An 18,188-nucleotide genomic window follows, 5' to 3' on the forward strand; every position below is an offset into this window, starting at 1 on the left:
ATTATTACCGCAAAACCTGGTTAATCACATGCAATACCCCATTTCCTGCTACCACATCTGCATCGGTCAGCGCAAAATATGTATTCGTGGTACCTCTTCTCATTTGAATGTCGAGAAACAGACCATTGGTTCTTCGGACACGGATTTCCTGCGATACACCGTCCAGCATGGTATCGGTGTAAACCGACATGGTCGATCCCGTCTCCGGGGGAACCATCAGGTAGTAGTCCTGCGCAAACTTTCGACCCCTGGAGATGTAGGCTTCCAGGAAAGCACGCAACTCCTCTGGATTTCTTTCGGCAATATCCATCATCGAGTGATATCCTAAGTTGCTCATCGCTGTATTGTTCAGGGCAAACACCGTAAACTCTTCTGTGCTGTTCAACGCTGGGAGCAGGCCGGCATGTTTGACCGCATGGTAAAAAAGCGCCAGTTCCGCATCGGAAGAAAGCGCGTCGCCCAGCTTATCAAAGATTGCCGGATGCAGAAAGCGGTCCAGCACATGCATCACACCATTAGACGCATGCGTATCGGCACGCAATACCCGCCCGCCATTGACCGTGGTCACCGTATCTTCGCCCAGCTCTACTCGGCTTAGGTAAACGGCGGTTCCCAATATAGTTTCCAGTTCCATATTGAATGCCAACGGCTGATCCTCGATCAGCAGATCACCGGGCAGTACATGGTACTGGCACCGTACCGCAAGCTCAGATGCTGCTGAGGATACAGCGGCCTGCGTATTAAACCCGGCAGATTGAAAGGCGGCATCCGAAGGCGCCAATAAGGTATAAGGCCCCGGTTCTGCAAGCTGCGTTTCCAGCCCGGTACGGTTTAGCGCAACGGCAAGAAAACTCAACCCAAAGTTATCGCGAACCACGTAATTTAACGTGTTTCTGTCGGCTACCGGCGCTGTCGGCCCTGTGTCTTTCTGACAGGAAACCACGTTGGTCAACAGTAAAACCGCTACTATATATTTCTTAAGTGAGATCATCTTTTCGTCCTTTTCTTATTTAACATGCCACATACTAAAATCCTTCGGTACAATCAAACGGTCTACCACATGTATTGGCCCTTGGAAGGTGTTGATATTAGATTCGATGACCGTGGCCGGTTCGGCAGCGGATCCTCTTTGTTTTACCGTCACGCGACCCGAAGCGTCCGCACCGAAATCGTAGTCCAAATAAATGGGGAAGTTAACCGTGGATTCTATGACATAGTTGCCCAGCGTGCCGTTGTTCAACGAACGGTCATAGAAAACTGCATTCGCACCTTTGCTATGCGCTATTACAGAAATACCGGGGACAAACGCCACCCAATCAATATCCATCTCGACTCTGCTCCGACTAATCCTATGGGTGACCAACAGGCTATCCGAAGGTGTGCTGGCATTATTCCCAAACCGAACTTGTGACCGTGCGTTTAGTAACCTAAGGTCCTCTTCGGTATGTATACCTATCTCCTGAAAAGCGGCGTCGGTAGGCGCAAAAAGTGTAAACCGTATGACGTGGGGTAAAAGCTCCTGGCTGCGAAATCCTCCTTCTGTAACTGCATACCAGTCGGTAATGTATTTATATGGGGGAAAAATAGGCGGGCTGAGATTAGAAACGGTGTAAGCATCATAAAGCAAACCGTTAAGTTCCATCGCCCGTACAAAAAGGCTGAATCGCCCGTCTTCGCGCAGCACATCGATCATCTGGTTGGTAGGCCGTTCGATCACCTGATCTAACGGAACGATCGTCCCGTTATCCACCGGAATCCAGTCTGCTGTCGAGACCAATACGCCGTTATCTATGAGTTGGTCTTCTCCTACCAGCTGTAATGTATGCTGATAACAATACGGGGCGGCTATCATTATGCTTGCTGATTGGACACCTTCCTGGAGTTCCGGATGTATCAATAAACTGTTGAACGCCAAGGCAGAAGCAGATTCCCGCAAATGCTCCCGCGTCATGTGATTATTTAGCACATGGTACCGTAAAAACACTTCTAAATCCGCGATGTCTGTGGCATTGATGATTTCCAGCGTATAACCTGCTGTCTTCATGGCCTCGTCATTGGGCACCAAAAACAGCAATTTGGACTGCGAATACTCCTCCGTAACCACGCGCTCCATCGCACCACGTTCCCAAGCCGCCCGAAAGAGTGTGTATTCATTGGAGGATGACAATACTTCCCGTAATGATGGGTAATTTTCCTGAGGTATCGGCTCGCCCAACGGCTCCGGCATAAATTCGTCCGTGCAGCTCCAAAGCCCCAGTAAAGAGAAATATAAGATAATTCGTTTAAACATTGTTCTGTTTTTTTAATTGAACTTTAGTTAATAAGCGCTTCTTCGGGATAGACCAAGAGTCCCGTGATGGCATGGACTACGCCGTTTTCCGCCTTATAATCTGACTGGCTCGGGCTGATGTGATCTGCCGTGCGGATGGGGGTATTGCCTCCTACCGGCTCAGTAGCGATGACAAACGGCTGCCTTGCTGCATTGCTCGCTATTCCAAAACTAAATGCTTCGGCTCCCGGGACCGGTCCCCGTAGGAAAGTATTTCCAAAATATCCCGACCCCCCGGATCGTCCGAAAATTTCCAAGTCGGAAAGAAAGACGTGATTGCTTACGATATACACGCCCAGCAGCTGCCTGCTGCGGTAGTCAGTGGGATCCAAGGCCCGAATGGTTTCTATGGTCAGTCCTAAGCTTTCAAAGCCTTCATTGACTGGCGCAAACACCGTCCAAGGACCTGGCTCACTCAAACGGTCCCATTCGCCAAAGTGTTTAAGGGCTGCGACAAAAATACTGAACTCTGGACGGTCTTCCAGTATATCCTGCACCGTACCGGAGTTGTATTTCAACACTTTATTGAGCATATGTAGAACGCCATTTGCCAGTAGCGCGTTTTGGTATGCCTGCGGAGCCTGCGCGCCATTGACAGCCAAGTAATCAATCACACGGATACTACTTGAATGATCTATTTGCTGATATCCCAGGTGCAGCTGCCTTCCCGTGAGATTCTCATACATATTATCAATGGTCAGATCCGGAATATCTTCCCGGTACAGCCGCCGCGGCAGGATGTGGTAAAGCATCATAAAGCGCAGGCTGTCCTGGTTCATCGCAGCAAAGTCTGAAGCACGTACAATCCCAATATCGTTGAATGCCTGATTACTGGGGGCAAAAAGTGTAAACGGCCCTTCTCCACGCAGGGTATCCAGCAATCCAGCAGTTTCCATTGCCGCATGGAAAAGCGTCAGTTCATAATTGTTCGCCGTAAAATCAGCGGCATTGCGATAATTCTCGCTTTCTATGTATACGTCCAGGTCCTCGTGTTGGCAGGAATTCAGCAGTAAAAAAGAAAAAGTAACTCCTAAAAACACCAGCGAACGTGCGCTGTCTGATATCTTGTGTTTCATATCTGGTATCTCCTATCTAATAAATCGGTTGCGGATATCTTCGTTGTACAGTTGTCAAATAAACATTCCCGTTCACCACTTCAACGCTATTCACGACACCGAATGTTCGTGGATTGTGGGTTCCGGAATGGACATTGACCACCAACCCGGGTAAAATGTGACCTCCTGTCGGGTTATACCGGGCATGGTCAAATATCACAGCGCGATACAGGTTGTTCAGCCCCGGAAAAATTGTCCCGCTTTCACCCGGTAGCGGAAAAAGGTTGCTGTTCCTCGGATCGATAGGAGGTGCACAGAGTTGCAGATACTGCCAGGTGTCGGTATAAACATGGTTGCCGTGCTGCGGAAACACGGGAAAAGCATGATAAAGAGTGACCCTCGTATCCGTATTGTTCCTATAAACCGCTCCCGCATATTGGAAGCTAAATTCCGGAATACGTTGGTGGCTAATCTGCCCCTGTTCGTTCGTATTCACCGCCATGTGGGTAAGAAACACATTCATGGTGTCCCGTACACCGGAGGAATTACCGGGCGCTTGCCAAAATCCCTTGGCGCTCAGGTTGTAAAAGTTGACATAGGATAGGGTGTCCGAAAAAGGCTGCTTGTGAAAATTTTCCTGTCGTACATACAAAGCATTTTCCTTCGTCGTAAAATCCCGCTGCAACACATGGATAGTATAGACCTCCCGCTCCGTGAGCGATATAGTGGTATCCAGAAACACCCGTCTTTGTTGTTCATCAGGCAGTTGACCGAATGGCACGTCACTGATTGGCCGCGACATAAACAGGAAACGACGTGTACCCGAGGAGACTTGCGCCCAGTTGGTTAAATCAAATCCATTCAAAATGGGCGCGGTAGGTACCAATTCCTTACCGGGGTATTCCTGATTAAATCGGGAAGTACTTACACCGGCATGTGCTGCATGTGGAGGGGCATAAGCGCCCCTTTTGTCCAAAAAATCTCCTACGGCCAATCCGCCCACTGGCTTTCCCGTTTCATCAAATTCCGGATCAATGAACATGCAGAAGAATGGCTGCGGTTCTTCTTTATTATTGATGTCTACTTCGTATGTCAGATTATTGAACACCCGGATATAGGCGGGTTCTTCTACGATACGGTAGTCGGTTTTGGTGCAACCCGCAAAGTAAAAAGGTAAAAGTAAAAAACAGATGAATCTACTTGCCTTTCTCATATCTAATATTTTACGTTTCATATTATTAACTATTTCGTATGTTTTACCACCATAAATCTGGCGTTATTATTTCCTTGCGCATCCCGTCCCATAAGCGCAATGGTATAGATACCGGGTTCGTGTACCGGCACCGTGCGATTGGCCTCCGTATACAGTTCTTTTCGGGCAATCAATGCGTCACTAGATAGGTGGGGTATATGCTGTAACCAGTCGCCGGGTGATCGGCCCGGCGCAGAAGCATATGCTAAGAAACTATATGGAGCCGAATTCCATGTATAGCGGACATAGGGGTTGTCAACAAGCGGTACGCCGGGCTGTAAGTTGGACGCCGTGCTAGTCGTAGACGTGCTGCTGCCAAATGGGAGCCCGTTACCATCCGTAACAGCCAGGTAAGGAATATCCGGACACAGGTTAAGAAAGCGAAAATCAAACGGGAAACTCAATCTTCGCCTGTCTACCGAGGCATCGCCGCCTTCTTGCGGATTCCCCACGAACCAGGAACCGCTGAGGTTGTTGCTGACCAACACGGCGGCAACCCGTCCGTCTGAACCCGGATATACCCACAATGTATAATTGCCCCCGGAGGCCAGTGTTTCCCGGAGGTTAAGCAATTGTTGGCCGGATGCATCATGTACGTTTAGTTCCCGTTCACCGGCAATCACATTCACATAGTCACTCGATTTTCCGCTATCTACTTCTTCGGTTGCTTCCCCACCGGCATTTATACGCAATTGAAGCCGACTGTCGGGCAGGGCGTTGGCCAGCTGTACACGGGTGTAGACGCGATTCAAAGGTTCACTTCCGTCAGCTATCACGTGGAAACTGTTCTGCCAGTCAGTGAAATCATCACGACCATTGCTCCAGGTGAACTGAGCCGGGTGTATCACGACGGTATAAATTCCCCCGGGTTGAAAGGTCTTTATGGATGCATAGGTGATATGGGAGGCTTGGGTGGAAGCTACTGCCAATGATGAAGTACCAGGATGTATACGCTGATCTTGGGGACGGTCGTTTTGCTCGACCGAAGGCACTTGTCTACCATCCGCTGTCAGCACCTTGAATTGATAGGTGCCATAGGGCACTTCGACGTATTCGGACCAAGCACCCGTGGGGATATTGCTCGTAGCTTCTGTAGAAACAGGCGTTCCGTCCGCGAAAGCCAGGGTCATCGGCCCAACCAGATTTTCCATTGGTGAGGAGGCTTTTGTTGGTCTTGCCGCAAAGTTAACGATCCGTATTTTGAAATGATCGGGTTTTGACGGCGCCGTAATATCACGCGGTACCTCAACGACCGGTCGATTCCATTCCACCAGCTGCTCATGCTGAATCAGCAAGTAGTAATCTTTGGGATTGGCATAGTCATCCTCGGCCACAAAATCTACCTCTTTGATCACAACCTCGTCATAAATAGAACGGTTGGTCGTTTTCACTTCCGCTTTTCCATCTGCTCGGAACAGATCCTGTGGCATCGCCCAAGTCAACCCCAGGCGCCCGTCCTTGGGAAAGTAGTGGGTGCCCGGAGGCGTTGTTTCCTCGGGCGGTATGTAGCCCGGGCGTACCGGAGGTAAAAAGAAGTTGGTCAGACTGTCACCGTTGACCAGTAGCTGTATATTGGTGGACAGATTGATCAACCGCACACTGCTGGCTTCTGCCGCTTCGGTATTCCTGCGGTAGTCGTACCGGTAATCTATATTTTCCTTTTTGCAACTATTAAAAAGTAAAAAGGAAGATATAAGAAATAGAAAATATATAAATATTTTTTTCATATCTAAAACAAATTATAACTGAAACCCAACATGACCTCGGCTCCGCGTTTGTAACTTCGGTTGATATACTCATTGCCGTACCATCTTCCTTGTGTTTTCGGGTTGGCGTAAACCGTCTTGATGTCCGGATTGAGGATATTCTTTGCATAACCCTTAAATTGTATCCTGTTGTTGATGCGCTGGGTAAAGACCAGATCCAACATAGCGAAAGGACGGGTGTAGAGATCCGGTTCTCCGGTCATATTGATCTGCACAAGACGCTCGCCTACTATGTTGAACGTAGCCGTTAGGTCCGTCCCCCATTTTTTGTTGTCGTAGTTAAGCCAGGCGTTGATGCTGTACGGCGCCTGTTCAAATAGAGGGCTGTTCTCAGGTGCATTCCGGTCGATAGACCAGTTGGCTGCCAGACGCTCGGGTGTTTTCTTGACCTCGGACTGTGCAAGCAGGAGGTTGGAACCGATAAAGAAGCCTTGCGCAGGATCCCAGATGGTTCCCAAATCCTTGACCACCTCAAATTCCAGTCCCCAGACACGTCCGGTATTGGGATCATTTTCAAATCGAATGACCGGAAATTCCGGAAAAGTAGCTGCCAGCCCTTCGGTCTCCAAACTGAATACTTTGACCAACTGGTTATTGATCTCCTTCCCAAAGGCAGAAACCGCAATGACTTCGCCCGGATTCGGAAACCACTCCCAACGGAAGTCCAGATTCTTGGTAGATTGGTTGACTAAATTTGGATTTCCAACGACTAAGCCCATCTGGAAGGCGTCAAACTCATACACATTGGTGAGTTCCCGCAATTCCGGCCGAGCCAAAGTGGTATTGAAGGCCGCACGGAAGTTCATATTGTCGTTCAGTGTATAGGTAGCGTTGACCGAATAGAACGGTTTGTAGCCCTGCTTGTAGGCCGAGTTGGGGTTCTGTGGATTGAGATTTACGGTACCGTCCGCATTCGCCGCCTCAAGTGAAGGATCTAGAAAGACATTCGCCGTATCGACCGCTGATTGTATATTGGTATTTTCAAAACGTACTCCTCCGGCTATACGGAACTCTTCGGTTAATTTGAGATCCAACATCCCATAGAATGCATTGGTCTCGAAAAAGCCCCGGTAGTTATTGGGTGATTTCTGGATATTATACAAGAATCCGCCCACCGGGAAGTCGCCTTCACCGACTGCCCCCGAAGGCAGCTGTAGACCAACTACCTCGTTACTCACTAGTCGATCCAGATTACCGCTTACGTCGTATAGGGGCAAAGCCGAAGTAATGCCAGTATGATCATAGCTACCGGCATAGTTCGAAAAATTCGATCCGGGAAGGAAAAGCACATTCTCACCGAACTCGCGTTCACGGCTTAGGTAGTTAAAGCCTACTTTCAGTTCTTGTTTAATCCCCAAAAATGGAAAGGGAACTGCCAAATCAGCTTTATAGTTATAGTTCACCTCCTCCAAGTTCCGCCAGCGACGACCATTGGGATCGGCCTGCATAATCCCATAAGGACCAAAACCATTCACATATCCAGAGGTAAGGGCGTAATAACGATCGGTGTATACATATTCACCATCACCGATCGCTCCTTCTCCCAGTACGGGTCTGTAATATACCCCTCCATAGCGCGGCGCGTAATCCACGAGGTTTGCAAAGCGATAGTCCGGATCGTTCTGCTCAGAGGTAGAGGTAGCTAGGTTATAGCTCAGCCGCGGCGAATAAGCTCCCCGCAGGAACTTGTGCTCGCCCTGCAGGTTGAAGGTATTCAACGTGCGGTAGGTTTGTTTCAAGGAATAGGTGGTGCTATTGACCTCCCCCGGGAGACCTGCATAATAATACCCTCCACGCAGGTTGGTAGCCCGGTTTTCTCCGCCCCAGCTACCCATATACTGAAAGCTGATTTCGTGGCGCGGATCGAAACGGTAGGTCAGTCCGCCCAGCACACCATAGTTCAACGTTTCGACTCCTGTATGTTCGCGGTAAGTCTGGTACGGTCCCATCACGATATTATTGGTGGTCGTGAAGTTGGGGATATTCCGCTGACTGTAGATATATGGATTGCCGGTCACGACACCTTGATAGATACTGTACTGTGCCAAGTCGCCATCGTAGATGTTGCTGGTACGGCGATAGTAATTTCCGCCAAGAATGACGCCCAGCTTATGTTTATCAAACACATCATAGCTATTCCCGAAGGTTGCTGAATACAACTGGTTCAGCGGCGCTTGTTGGCCCTGGGTAGTCAGCACCGGGTCGAATCCCTGCATAATGCCGTTGATACGACTTACTTCCTGTCGCACGTCTGCATTGTAGCCACTTTGCGCAATCATATTTTGGATGGTTCCCAGTCCACCGGGATATTGTTGCGACAGATTTAAAAAATCCTGTGACAGGTTTTTATTGTTGATTTTCGTCCCCAACACCCCCATGTCGCTGTTCCAGAAACTGTTGTAGTTGCCGCCTATACCGATATTGGAGTTGAATCCCGTCTGGGCGATAACCTCAAAGGTCATCTTGTCCGGCACGGATTTGGTCTTCAATTCCACAATCCCCGAAGCGGCATCGGCTGGTTTGTCTGGTGTGACGGTCTTGTAAATCGTGATGTTGTCCAATAGAGAAGCAGGTACCAGGTCCAGCGGAATCGCACTGCGATCCGGATCGGAAGACGATAATCTCACACCATTCAATTGTCCGATGACGGAGCGGTCTCCCATTCCACGGACGGCCACGTACTTATCATCGGTAACGGTTACTCCGGCCACTCTTTGTAGAGCTTGGGTCGTGGTAATACTTCCCGTACGCTCGATCATCTGTGCTGAAATGGCATCCTGTACAATCGATGCGTTCTTACGTTCTTCCAATACCGCTATTTCGGTATTGGTACGACGACGCGCCTGTACCGTGACGGCTACCTCTTCCAACTGAGCGGTTGTTTCGTACATACGCACAGTAATGTTTTTATTATTGGGGCCGACGCGCACTTCCTGTGGGTCCAATCCAAGAGAAGTAAAAGTGAGCGTTGTGCCTGAGGCCGGTACCGTAATGGTGAACTGTCCATTAGGATTGGTAACTGTCACGGTGTTCGATCCTTTTATCCGTACAGATACCCCTAGGAGGGCTCGGCCATCTGCCGCGCTAACCACTCTACCGGTAATCTGGAGCTGTTGCTGCAAGGAGGGCTTGGAGTCAACCTTCGCTTTTTTTGTGATAATAACCGATCCTGCTTCAATAACGTAGGTGTATGGCTGATTTGCAAAACATGCATTCAGAACCTGATCGAGGTTTGCATTTTTCACGTGTATATCTACCGGCTTGGCGTCCTTGAAAATATCCAAGTTGTAAAAGAAATCGTAGTTGCTTTGTTTGCGGATTTCTTCCAGCACAGCATAGATACTACTGTTCTGCTTACTTATTGTGATGCGTTGCGCATAGGTTGAAGCGCTCAACTGTACAAGCAAACATGTCATTAATACCATGGTGATTTTCATAACACGCATGATTTGATAAAAATTTCTATGTGTATTACTATTCTTTAATGGCCATAGAGAATATTCATGAGAAAATAATTTGTTTTTTAAAAATCTCATGGAACCTGCATAGCAGGTTTCAAATGAATATTTCATACTTTTGTTGTGGTTAAATTATCTGATTATGTGTAATGGCATTAGCGGATATACTTAACATTGTGGCCAAGGATGTTCCCGCATCTTTGGCTTTTTTTAAGCATATTTTTTAATCGTTATCGTATCAATCGGTCACGATCAACCTCCTTTCATGTAACGTTATATTAATGTCGTTTGTCGATTCCATAATTTTGATGAGCGACGACAGTGGCTTGGAACGAGACACAATACCCGCAAAGCGCAGTTTGCCCAAATGCGGTGGGCACTGGGTTTCGACATCGTACCAGCGAGAAATGTGGCGCAGGACGCTTTCAAGGCTCTCGCCTTTGAAAACGAAATCTCCCCTCTGCCATCCGAGCTGCTGATCGATATCTGCAGGCTGCACCGTTAGGACATCGGACAGTAAGGCCTGTTGCCCCGGCTTAAGCAAGGTCGACTGCCCATTTTTGAACGCGGTAACCTTGACGCTCCCCTCCACCAACATCGTCTTTAAATAAGGTTCGTCTACATAGGCATTCACATTGAATTTGGTTCCCAGAACCGATATCTCCTGTTTGTCGGTCTCCACGAAAAAAGGTACATTTCCATCGCCATCGGTGCGCTTCACTTTTGCGACCTCAAAATAAACTTCCCCGGTCATCTTCACCCGTCTTTCGTCGGCTGGGAAGCGAACAGGATAAGTCAGTGAAGATGCTGCATTCAACCAAGCTTTTGATCCATCAGGCAGGGTAATCCGGTACTGTCCGCCATTGGGTGTCATTACACTATTATAAGTATTACTGGCCTGGGCCACCTTGGCACCTGCTTTATAGACTATTTCTCCTTCGGTAGTTTTCTCAACTTCTACGCCGCCTTGCTCGGTTAATTTTCCGTTAGCAACATCTGATAGGGAAACGGTATTTCCATCCGATAGCATCAATATTGCTTTATCACTCCCTGGAAGCACTTCCTCCTCGTGTTCAGCAAGCCGCTCTTCGGATGGTTGTGTAGATGTACGAACGACTACGAATACAGCTGATATAATAAATAGGGCAACTGCAGCAGCATATCCGGACCACCGCATACGCCGAAAGATCGAGCGATCATTGCTTGATTGTATATGCTTTTCCTGAAAACGTCTATTCCATGCACGGCTTTCCTCTTCTTCCGGTTCTACTGGGCTGAATTGAGCAAAATCCTCCTCCAACAATTCCTCCAACGCATGCTTCCATTCCGGCTGAAACAGGAATTGCCTGACCTGTTCCAGTTCTTCGGCATTACATTCGTCCCTTACGTATCTTGCCAAAAGGTCCCTATCTATTTTCTTATCCATTGACAGTCGACTTATATCGTTCTATAAGGTATACCGTAAAAAAGCGAGGGACTCCCCATAAAGAAAATGACCTTTATTTCAATAAAGCTACAAATCGTTGATTTTCAGATATAAAAATTTAAAAAATAAGAATATTTAGATTATACCGACAGGAAGCAGGCAACTATCAGTAGGGTCATATCGATATACCTTGACATGTAGGCACGCAGGGACGTTTTCGCACTATGCAGGTGCCTGTCGACGGTTTTAACGGCTATTCGCAGGTTTTGGGAAATCTGCTGATAGGATTGGGCTTCCTCATGTCTCATCCGATAAACTTTCTGCTGCATAGGGGTAAGCGAATGGATACCTTGCTCGTAGAGCTGATTTAATTCACCAACCAGGGTCGGGCTGTCCGAACGCAGCCCACTTTCCGTATTTTCAGCCACAGCATCCAGAGGTACATGCTCTGTTTTCCGCCTGCGGTAATGGTCTACGAGCGATGCTTTCAATAAATGGAAAAGAAAGGGACCAAGTGAGGTCGCTTTCTCATCAAGTACATCACGGCGGTGCCACACTTTCAGCATCACGTCCATTACAAGCTCGTCTGCTATAAACATGTCGTTGGTGTGTCGAAAAGCAAACTGTTGCAACCGCGCTACATGAATACGATAAAGTCGGTCAAAGGCCTTATCGTCTCCTTTGCGCCACCTCTCTATAAGGCTTATTTCGTCATTGACTTTGCCGAACATAAAATGATCCAAATTTTACGTTTCAAAATTAGCCAATGACCTATTTGCCTAAAATTATGTTTTGATTAAATTACTGTTAATAAGACGCACCCGCGTTGTCAGGCATCCGACGTGCTAATCGCTGAACTTGACAAGTGGCCTGCGTTGGTTATCTACTTGCAAACTCACAAATATGAAATCGAACGAATAATAATCAATCCGGTTAGACGGAGTCGACCACAAAATCCACCTAAGATTATCTAAAGGAAAATCTTTAAATAGCGTCTTTTTCGATGGATAGATTATATTTTCCTCTATCCAAACCGTATACCTGTGTCATAAATTCGTAGAACGCCGCATAATTCTCTTTGGGATATGTTCCTTCCCGTAATTGAATCATGCGGTAGCTAGTCAACACACCATTAGATATCGAAATACGTAATTCGTATACCCCCATTTCGGTTTCCAGTCGTTTATTAACGGGTATGGCTGATGCGTCGATATCTTCCGGGAGTGTATAGTAGATAACGTCGATATCCGTATAACCGCGGTTAATATATAAATCGTTGATTCGGTTTCGTGTTGCGGGTATCGGTTCAGCTTGATTAAATATATTGGTGTGTAAAATAGCGTGGGCATCCGACTTTACCATGTGGTTTTTTACAGTGAGATCTACGGTTTCACGAAACGCAATCGAATCTTTATCTTCTGAAATCATTTCGTAATCAACCTTCCGGAAGCTGATATTATCGATATCATACCATTTTCTGATGTTTTGTATTTGATCCTGTTGATTTAAAAAAGTGTTGTAATAATGGTTGTCAAACTGTCCTCCCTTAAATGTAGTCGTTAAACTTCCTTCTAATGAGCCGTCCGCAAGTATTCTAAAGTGGCCTTCCCGATACTGTAAACTTTCGGTGTCGCTGAATTTGGGTGTACGGAGTATTTTTCCGCCCTCCGCGCTACAGGCGATAACAAGCCGATCATCCGTAAAATTGCTTAAAAATCCGAAGGGGATTTTCTGATTAGTGCATTCCAGCCAGGTCGTATCGTTTTCAAAAGGTATACATAGGATAATGTGGTTTCCATCAGAAACATTCGCAAAGTCGGCAGTAATGTCTCTTTTATAGGAACCCGCTTCTACAACGCAGTAATAAGACGGAATATGCACGACATCTAATAAACTCTGCATATAGTTGACCAATGCCTTACAGTCACCATATCCCAACTTATCGACCGTTTCAGCCGGAAAAGGTTCAATTCCCCCTATTCCCACCTGTATACTTATGTATCGGGTTTTATCCTGCATATATTTATATAATGCTTTCGCTTTCTCTTTAGGTGACTCTATATCCTTCGTCAATTCCTGTACACGCCTAACGGTCGCCTCTGGCAGTTCGCGTTTGTCTGCCAGGAGATAATCATAATTCCATTTCCCAAGTTCCTGCCAGTCCCTGAAATGACCTGTTTTCTTAAAGTACTGAAAGTTTTCTGGAACGATTCTGACATGCGTAGCATAGCGGTGGCGGGGAGGACTATAGGGTTCAGAACGCCGTGCTGCTATATCGTTTAGTGTCCACCTGTATATTTTTGTCTTTCCATTCTCCTCTACCGCCGCTTCCCCTTTATAATTTTGTTGATGTATGCGAATTTTATCGGCTGGCCGACACGTAAAGACATAGCTGCTCCGTTCAATAGCCACGTCGTAATCGTAGTCTGGTGCCCATGACGGAATTAGCAGGTTTTGGTTCTCTTTAATTTCCACGCTGTAAACAATGGTATAAGGATAGCTGTATACCGCCGGGCTATAGTCTTTCATACGAGTGTCGTCATATAGATTACTCTGACCGGACGCACTCCTATCCCGAAAATCTTTCAATGAGAATTTTCCAATTGGAATGCCAAATTCATTAAATATTTCCCCTTTTACACTTCGTATCTTTCTCGATTTATTATAATATAATTCGATAGCCCCGTGCTCCTCCCCGTTCTTATTATGGACAGTCACGGCGCGTGTTATCCGGATAGTGACATCGGTAACACTTTTCATATCAACTTCAAGACATTCGTCTCTAACAGTTGCGTCTGCTCGTTCTTTTAAGTGATCACTAAGGACGTCCACTGCATATATGTTTTGCCCCTTTAAACATACGTGCATAGCGCTGGCTAATACCAATATTAGCCATATTTTTTTTGTCATAGCCTATTTTTTGGTGAATGCAAAATCTACTTTTTGGTGTTGGATTATTCTCGAGTAAAACTCTTTAAGATGAAAATATTCATCGACCTCATAAATTGCTTTATTCAGACTCAACTCTTGTTTAAGTATTAGTGTACCCGCTCCATAGTGTGACTGGTAGGTGTACCTGGCTGCAGCTTCGGGCAAAGCTAAACCGGTATTCTTCGGTTGGCGCTCGACATGGAAGCCTTCTGGTAATTGAACTGAAATGGTGTATAATTCTTTCTGTCTGGAACCCAGATCTACAGGATAGTTTCTTTCCTCCAAGTTGAAAGGATTTTTTGTCATTCTATTAATCAATATAGGATTGAAAACAAAATTGCTTCCCCGTAGGTTGTCAGAGAAATCCATACTAATTTCGTAGCTTTCGACAAGATTTTTATCCAGGCTGTCCAGTTGATAGACTGTACCCTCCTCGATTTTGATACTGGCGGAATTATTCATCCGCTCCTCTATATAGGCATCCAAAGATGAAAACCCACGAATATAATTTCTACGGTTCAACGCGTCCAGTCCTTCATAGATGATACGGATCTCTCCTTTGAATTGACCTATATCATCTATCTTTCCGGCGATATCAAAATGAGTAAAAGCCTGGATCTCGTTCTCAAGCTTTATCCATTCGGAAGATTTTTTCGAATAGATAATACGGCCATTCCCGTTAATACATCGGAGAGGTAAAAGACCGAATGGCAGATTTTCTTCCGATGCGTCCAGAAAATAGCTTTTGCCGTGCACGCGAACCTGTACGACAAGATAGTTGAAATCGGAGATGACTGGATGTATCGTGTTAGGAAGTCCATTTTCCCGTGTAGACACCAACACGGGGTATGCCTCGATTCCCGCGGCACTACAGGCGGAAATCAATGCAAGATTAATATCGCCAATATTGCCGTTTCTTTTTTCTAAAGCTTCTTTTACTCCGAATTGACTATATTTGCCGTATACCTTATTCCATTTAATCTGTCTTTTGATATAGCTGTATATTTTGCGAGCCTTATCTTCTTCGGAATCATCTTCCGCATATATTTCGGGCAAAATCCGTTTGAAATTATTCTCTCGATTAATCTGGCCGCCAAACGAGCGGTTACTCAACAACTCCCTATCCACATCTTTCCATTCTTTGGTTAGGTCTTCTCGACCTCCATTCGTCAAATAATACTGCATGAGCTCAAAGTTGATGGCCGATTTATAGTTTTTCGGCGCCAACATGTAGCTTTCCTCATGGAATGCGGGAATATCCTTCATAATATAGGTTAACTGTGAACTATCAAATCGACGACCATTCAGTAAAAAATGATCTTTCAGCAACCTTGATTTTTGGTCAGTTAATTTGTAGAAACCCGTCAATGTTACATTGTAGTTATAGACGGCCGGGATTATTGCCGTGTATTCGCTATAAAGCTTAGGTATATCGTCTTGGTATTTCCAGGTTCTGTAGTTAAAGATATCAGGTGACCGTATCTCATATTCAATATCGATAATACAATTTTCTGTAATGTTGGGCAAAGTGAATTTGCTTAAGTTTACAAAGTCGTTCACTTTCTCGTGAAAAACAGCCCCTTTCTCCATCTCGACCGTATGTATCTTCCCATCTATATAATGTGTGTATCCTCGAATATGACTTACGGTCTCAAATTTATTTCCGATTTTATACAGAGGAATAACGTAGTTGGCTCTGTCAAAACCTTCTTTATTCAGTATCTTAATCCGAATGCCATAACGGTGTAGGACCCGCAGCTCCCTTTCTCCTTCGTCCACCTGTATGTCCGACCTTCCTTTTTCTATTATAACTACTGCATGGGAAGCTGAATCGATGAATGGAGAGTCGGGTATATTAAAATCACGAAAAGTAATCGGTGGCAGTTCATTAGTTTGTGCATGCGTATTGAAGAAACACACATGATAAATCAAAATGAGGGCAAACAATCTGTGCATCATAATTAGGCTATTTTGGAGTGAATATAGTAAAAAACCAATATATCTAAAATAGATGTACTATTATTTGTTAATAATGATGTTCGATCTGGTCTAGGTGAATCAGGTTTTGAGCTCCCAGTTACTCTGGCAATCGTTCCGTGAAAAAGTTGTCTATCAGTTCTACCACTTCGTCAAAATTCGTTTCTAACAACATATGACCTCCCTCTAATATATGAACCTGAACCTTTTCTAGGTCTCTTTTATAGCAATTTGCTTCCGCCACATCAAAATATACATCATACTTACCCCATATTACAAGAGCAGGCGGCTGGTATTTGCGGAAATATTCTTGAATAGCAGGAAACAGTTCAAAGTTGGTTGGATATGTACAGTTAAGCTTAAACTGCATATCTAGGTTTTTTGGTCTGCTAAGCCGTTCCCAATCAATGATCCAACTCTCCGGGCTGATGTTCTGCTTGAGATTTTCAGGAACTCCAGCAAAATACTGTTCTTTCGTTCCTTCCGCGCTCAGGAAGGCATACACTTTTTTCTTCTTTTCTTCGGTAGGATTTTCCCAATAGTCTTTAGTTTCATCCCAATTAGGTCCATGTCCTTCAAGATAGTTGTTTCCATTCTGCACAATAATTGAATCAATTTTATCGGGATTTTTTATGCAAAGGCGCATGCCAATATAACTTCCATAATCGTGGAAGTAGATGGAAAATGCTTCTAGCATAATTGCGTTCGTAAATTCGTCAATGTACAAAGCAATATTTTCAAATGAGTAGTCAAACTCCTTTACCGATGGAAAATCGCTAAAGCCAAAACCAGGATAGTCAGGCGCAACAAAGTGAAACTTATCAGAAAATGCCGTCATTAAATTTTTAAACATTAATGACGACGTTGGAAAGCCGTGTAACAAAAGAATTGTCGGATTTTTTGGATCGCCGGCTTCTCTATAGAAAATCTCTACGCCATTTACGTGAACTGTTTTATTAACTATTTGTCTCTTCATGGTTGTCCGCTAAAATATTCATACCCGGAAACACGGATCCCCTACATCGGGTAACCGTCGTACCTCTAACGAAGACAGCAGCAGATAAAAAAAGTTAGCTGGATGATTTTTAATATCGTACTAGTAGGTTTCACCATTAGAGATTCAACTAAAATAGCAAAATTTACTCGATATAAGTTTACAAACAACCTTATCAATATAAATTTTTAAGGCAATTAAGTTGCTTTTAAGAACACAAGTACTATATTTGCACCTATGTTGCTTTTATAAAACAAATAATTAACTTAAAAAAGGAGAATAGAAATGAAAAAAGAAATGACAAACAAATTAGGAGTAGTAATGATGCTACTAGGTTTCTCCGTTGTGGGATTCTCATCGTGTAGCGATGACGACGAACCTCAGCCTATTAGAGAAGGCATTGAAAAAGCGGAACTTACGCTGACAGAAATCAGCGGGGAAGCTGTATATCCACATGGAGATCACTTCCATGGCCTGAACGGAGGAGTTGAAGGGGAAAAAGTCGTTATCGCATTCAATGAAGAGGGAATAGCGACAAAGAACGGTCATCTACACCTTGAAGCAGACGCTGTCTACAAAATCGAACTCAAAGCGTGGAACTATGAAGGCAGAGAAGTTCAAAACAGCTTTATCGAAAATAAGACTATTGCTGACAGCTATAAAGCTTTCCTTATCGGAGGCGATTTTAAACTAAATCCGGATTCAGAAACCGAAGAAGGCGCGATTTTTCAACCACGCGAACAAACATATGCAGACGAGTCAGCGGTAGACGGCAAATATGAAACAACCGGTATCCTGAGCTATTTTATCGTGGGCCATGAAAATGAAGGTTCGACAAAAGAAGTAAGCTACGTTTTAAGAAAGCTTAATGAAGGCGTAAAAGCACAAATCGAGCGTACCGACTGGAACCGTGAAGATTACAAAACAGCATTTCCTGGGGAGAACGTTCTCGAACTTAAGTTCGAAATACACGCTGAACACGGCCATGACCATTAATCCG

12 protein-coding genes are annotated in these 18,188 nt (G+C 45.3%); 1 reads left to right on the forward strand and 11 read right to left on the reverse strand.

All coding sequences use genetic code 11. From position 1 onward, the window contains the following. Nucleotides 1-4: 4 nt before the first annotated feature. From C5745_RS07865 to C5745_RS07915, 11 genes are all read right to left on the reverse strand, one after another. A complete protein-coding gene (locus C5745_RS07865; RefSeq protein ID WP_105716449.1) occupies nt 5-991 on the reverse strand; it encodes a fasciclin domain-containing protein in 987 nt (328 codons plus the stop codon). A 15-nt stretch (nt 992-1,006) separates the two neighbouring features. Further along, entirely contained in the window at nt 1,007-2,290 is a 1,284-nt protein-coding gene (locus tag C5745_RS07870; RefSeq protein ID WP_133166324.1) for a fasciclin domain-containing protein, read from the reverse strand. A 23-nt stretch (nt 2,291-2,313) separates the two neighbouring features. Beyond that, a complete protein-coding gene (locus tag C5745_RS07875; protein WP_105716451.1) occupies nt 2,314-3,405 on the reverse strand; it encodes a fasciclin domain-containing protein in 1,092 nt (363 codons plus the stop codon). A gap of 16 nt (nt 3,406-3,421) precedes the next feature. Next, on the reverse strand, nt 3,422-4,618 hold the full coding sequence (locus tag C5745_RS07880; RefSeq protein WP_105716452.1) for a hypothetical protein: 1,197 nt from the start codon (nt 4,616-4,618) through the stop codon (nt 3,422-3,424). Between the two features lie 8 nt (nt 4,619-4,626). Next, on the reverse strand, nt 4,627-6,363 hold the full coding sequence (locus C5745_RS07885) for a DUF4397 domain-containing protein (protein WP_105716453.1): 1,737 nt from the start codon (nt 6,361-6,363) through the stop codon (nt 4,627-4,629). A gap of 2 nt (nt 6,364-6,365) precedes the next feature. After that, nucleotides 6,366-9,839 (reverse strand): TonB-dependent receptor, encoded by a 3,474-nt coding sequence (locus tag C5745_RS07890; RefSeq protein ID WP_243403281.1) that lies wholly within the window; start codon nt 9,837-9,839, stop codon nt 6,366-6,368. Nucleotides 9,840-10,098: 259 nt separating this feature from the next. After that, on the reverse strand, nt 10,099-11,286 hold the full coding sequence (locus tag C5745_RS07895) for a FecR family protein (protein WP_105716454.1): 1,188 nt from the start codon (nt 11,284-11,286) through the stop codon (nt 10,099-10,101). Between the two features lie 140 nt (nt 11,287-11,426). Then, a complete protein-coding gene (locus C5745_RS07900; RefSeq protein ID WP_105716455.1) occupies nt 11,427-12,017 on the reverse strand; it encodes an RNA polymerase sigma factor in 591 nt (196 codons plus the stop codon). A 253-nt stretch (nt 12,018-12,270) separates the two neighbouring features. Then, on the reverse strand, nt 12,271-14,196 hold the full coding sequence (locus C5745_RS07905; RefSeq protein WP_105716456.1) for a DUF3857 domain-containing protein: 1,926 nt from the start codon (nt 14,194-14,196) through the stop codon (nt 12,271-12,273). A gap of 3 nt (nt 14,197-14,199) precedes the next feature. Further along, nucleotides 14,200-16,176, reverse strand: a complete 1,977-nt coding sequence (locus C5745_RS07910) for a DUF3857 domain-containing protein (RefSeq protein WP_105716457.1) — start codon at nt 16,174-16,176, stop codon at nt 14,200-14,202. 118 nt (nt 16,177-16,294) lie between these two features. Beyond that, nucleotides 16,295-17,170, reverse strand: coding sequence for an alpha/beta fold hydrolase (locus tag C5745_RS07915; RefSeq protein ID WP_105716458.1), 876 nt, complete (start codon nt 17,168-17,170; stop codon nt 16,295-16,297). A 315-nt stretch (nt 17,171-17,485) separates the two neighbouring features. On the opposite strand from C5745_RS07915, the gene C5745_RS07920 reads away from it, so the two are divergent. Then, nucleotides 17,486-18,184, forward strand: a complete 699-nt coding sequence (locus C5745_RS07920; protein WP_105716627.1) for a hypothetical protein — start codon at nt 17,486-17,488, stop codon at nt 18,182-18,184. Nucleotides 18,185-18,188 lie beyond the last annotated feature (4 nt).

It is taken from the genome of Sphingobacterium haloxyli, from assembly GCF_002980525.1.
Classification (GTDB): domain Bacteria; phylum Bacteroidota; class Bacteroidia; order Sphingobacteriales; family Sphingobacteriaceae; genus Sphingobacterium; species Sphingobacterium haloxyli.

Excerpts from the sequence above, each read along its gene's own strand:
- C5745_RS07885 (WP_105716453.1), bottom strand. The coding sequence starts at position 6,363 with ATGAAAAAAATATTTATATATTTTCTATTTCTTATATCTTCCTTTTTA.
- C5745_RS07890 (WP_243403281.1), bottom strand. The coding sequence starts at position 9,839 with ATGAAAATCACCATGGTATTAATGACATGTTTGCTTGTACAGTTGAGC.
- C5745_RS07905 (WP_105716456.1), bottom strand. The coding sequence starts at position 14,196 with ATGACAAAAAAAATATGGCTAATATTGGTATTAGCCAGCGCTATGCAC.
- C5745_RS07915 (WP_105716458.1), bottom strand. The coding sequence starts at position 17,170 with ATGAAGAGACAAATAGTTAATAAAACAGTTCACGTAAATGGCGTAGAG.
- C5745_RS07910 (WP_105716457.1), bottom strand. The coding sequence starts at position 16,176 with ATGATGCACAGATTGTTTGCCCTCATTTTGATTTATCATGTGTGTTTC.
- C5745_RS07865 (WP_105716449.1), bottom strand. The coding sequence starts at position 991 with ATGATCTCACTTAAGAAATATATAGTAGCGGTTTTACTGTTGACCAAC.
- C5745_RS07895 (WP_105716454.1), bottom strand. The coding sequence starts at position 11,286 with ATGGATAAGAAAATAGATAGGGACCTTTTGGCAAGATACGTAAGGGAC.
- C5745_RS07880 (WP_105716452.1), bottom strand. The coding sequence starts at position 4,618 with ATGAAACGTAAAATATTAGATATGAGAAAGGCAAGTAGATTCATCTGT.
- C5745_RS07920 (WP_105716627.1), top strand. The coding sequence starts at position 17,486 with ATGACAAACAAATTAGGAGTAGTAATGATGCTACTAGGTTTCTCCGTT.
- C5745_RS07900 (WP_105716455.1), bottom strand. The coding sequence starts at position 12,017 with ATGTTCGGCAAAGTCAATGACGAAATAAGCCTTATAGAGAGGTGGCGC.
- C5745_RS07870 (WP_133166324.1), bottom strand. The coding sequence starts at position 2,290 with ATGTTTAAACGAATTATCTTATATTTCTCTTTACTGGGGCTTTGGAGC.
- C5745_RS07875 (WP_105716451.1), bottom strand. The coding sequence starts at position 3,405 with ATGAAACACAAGATATCAGACAGCGCACGTTCGCTGGTGTTTTTAGGA.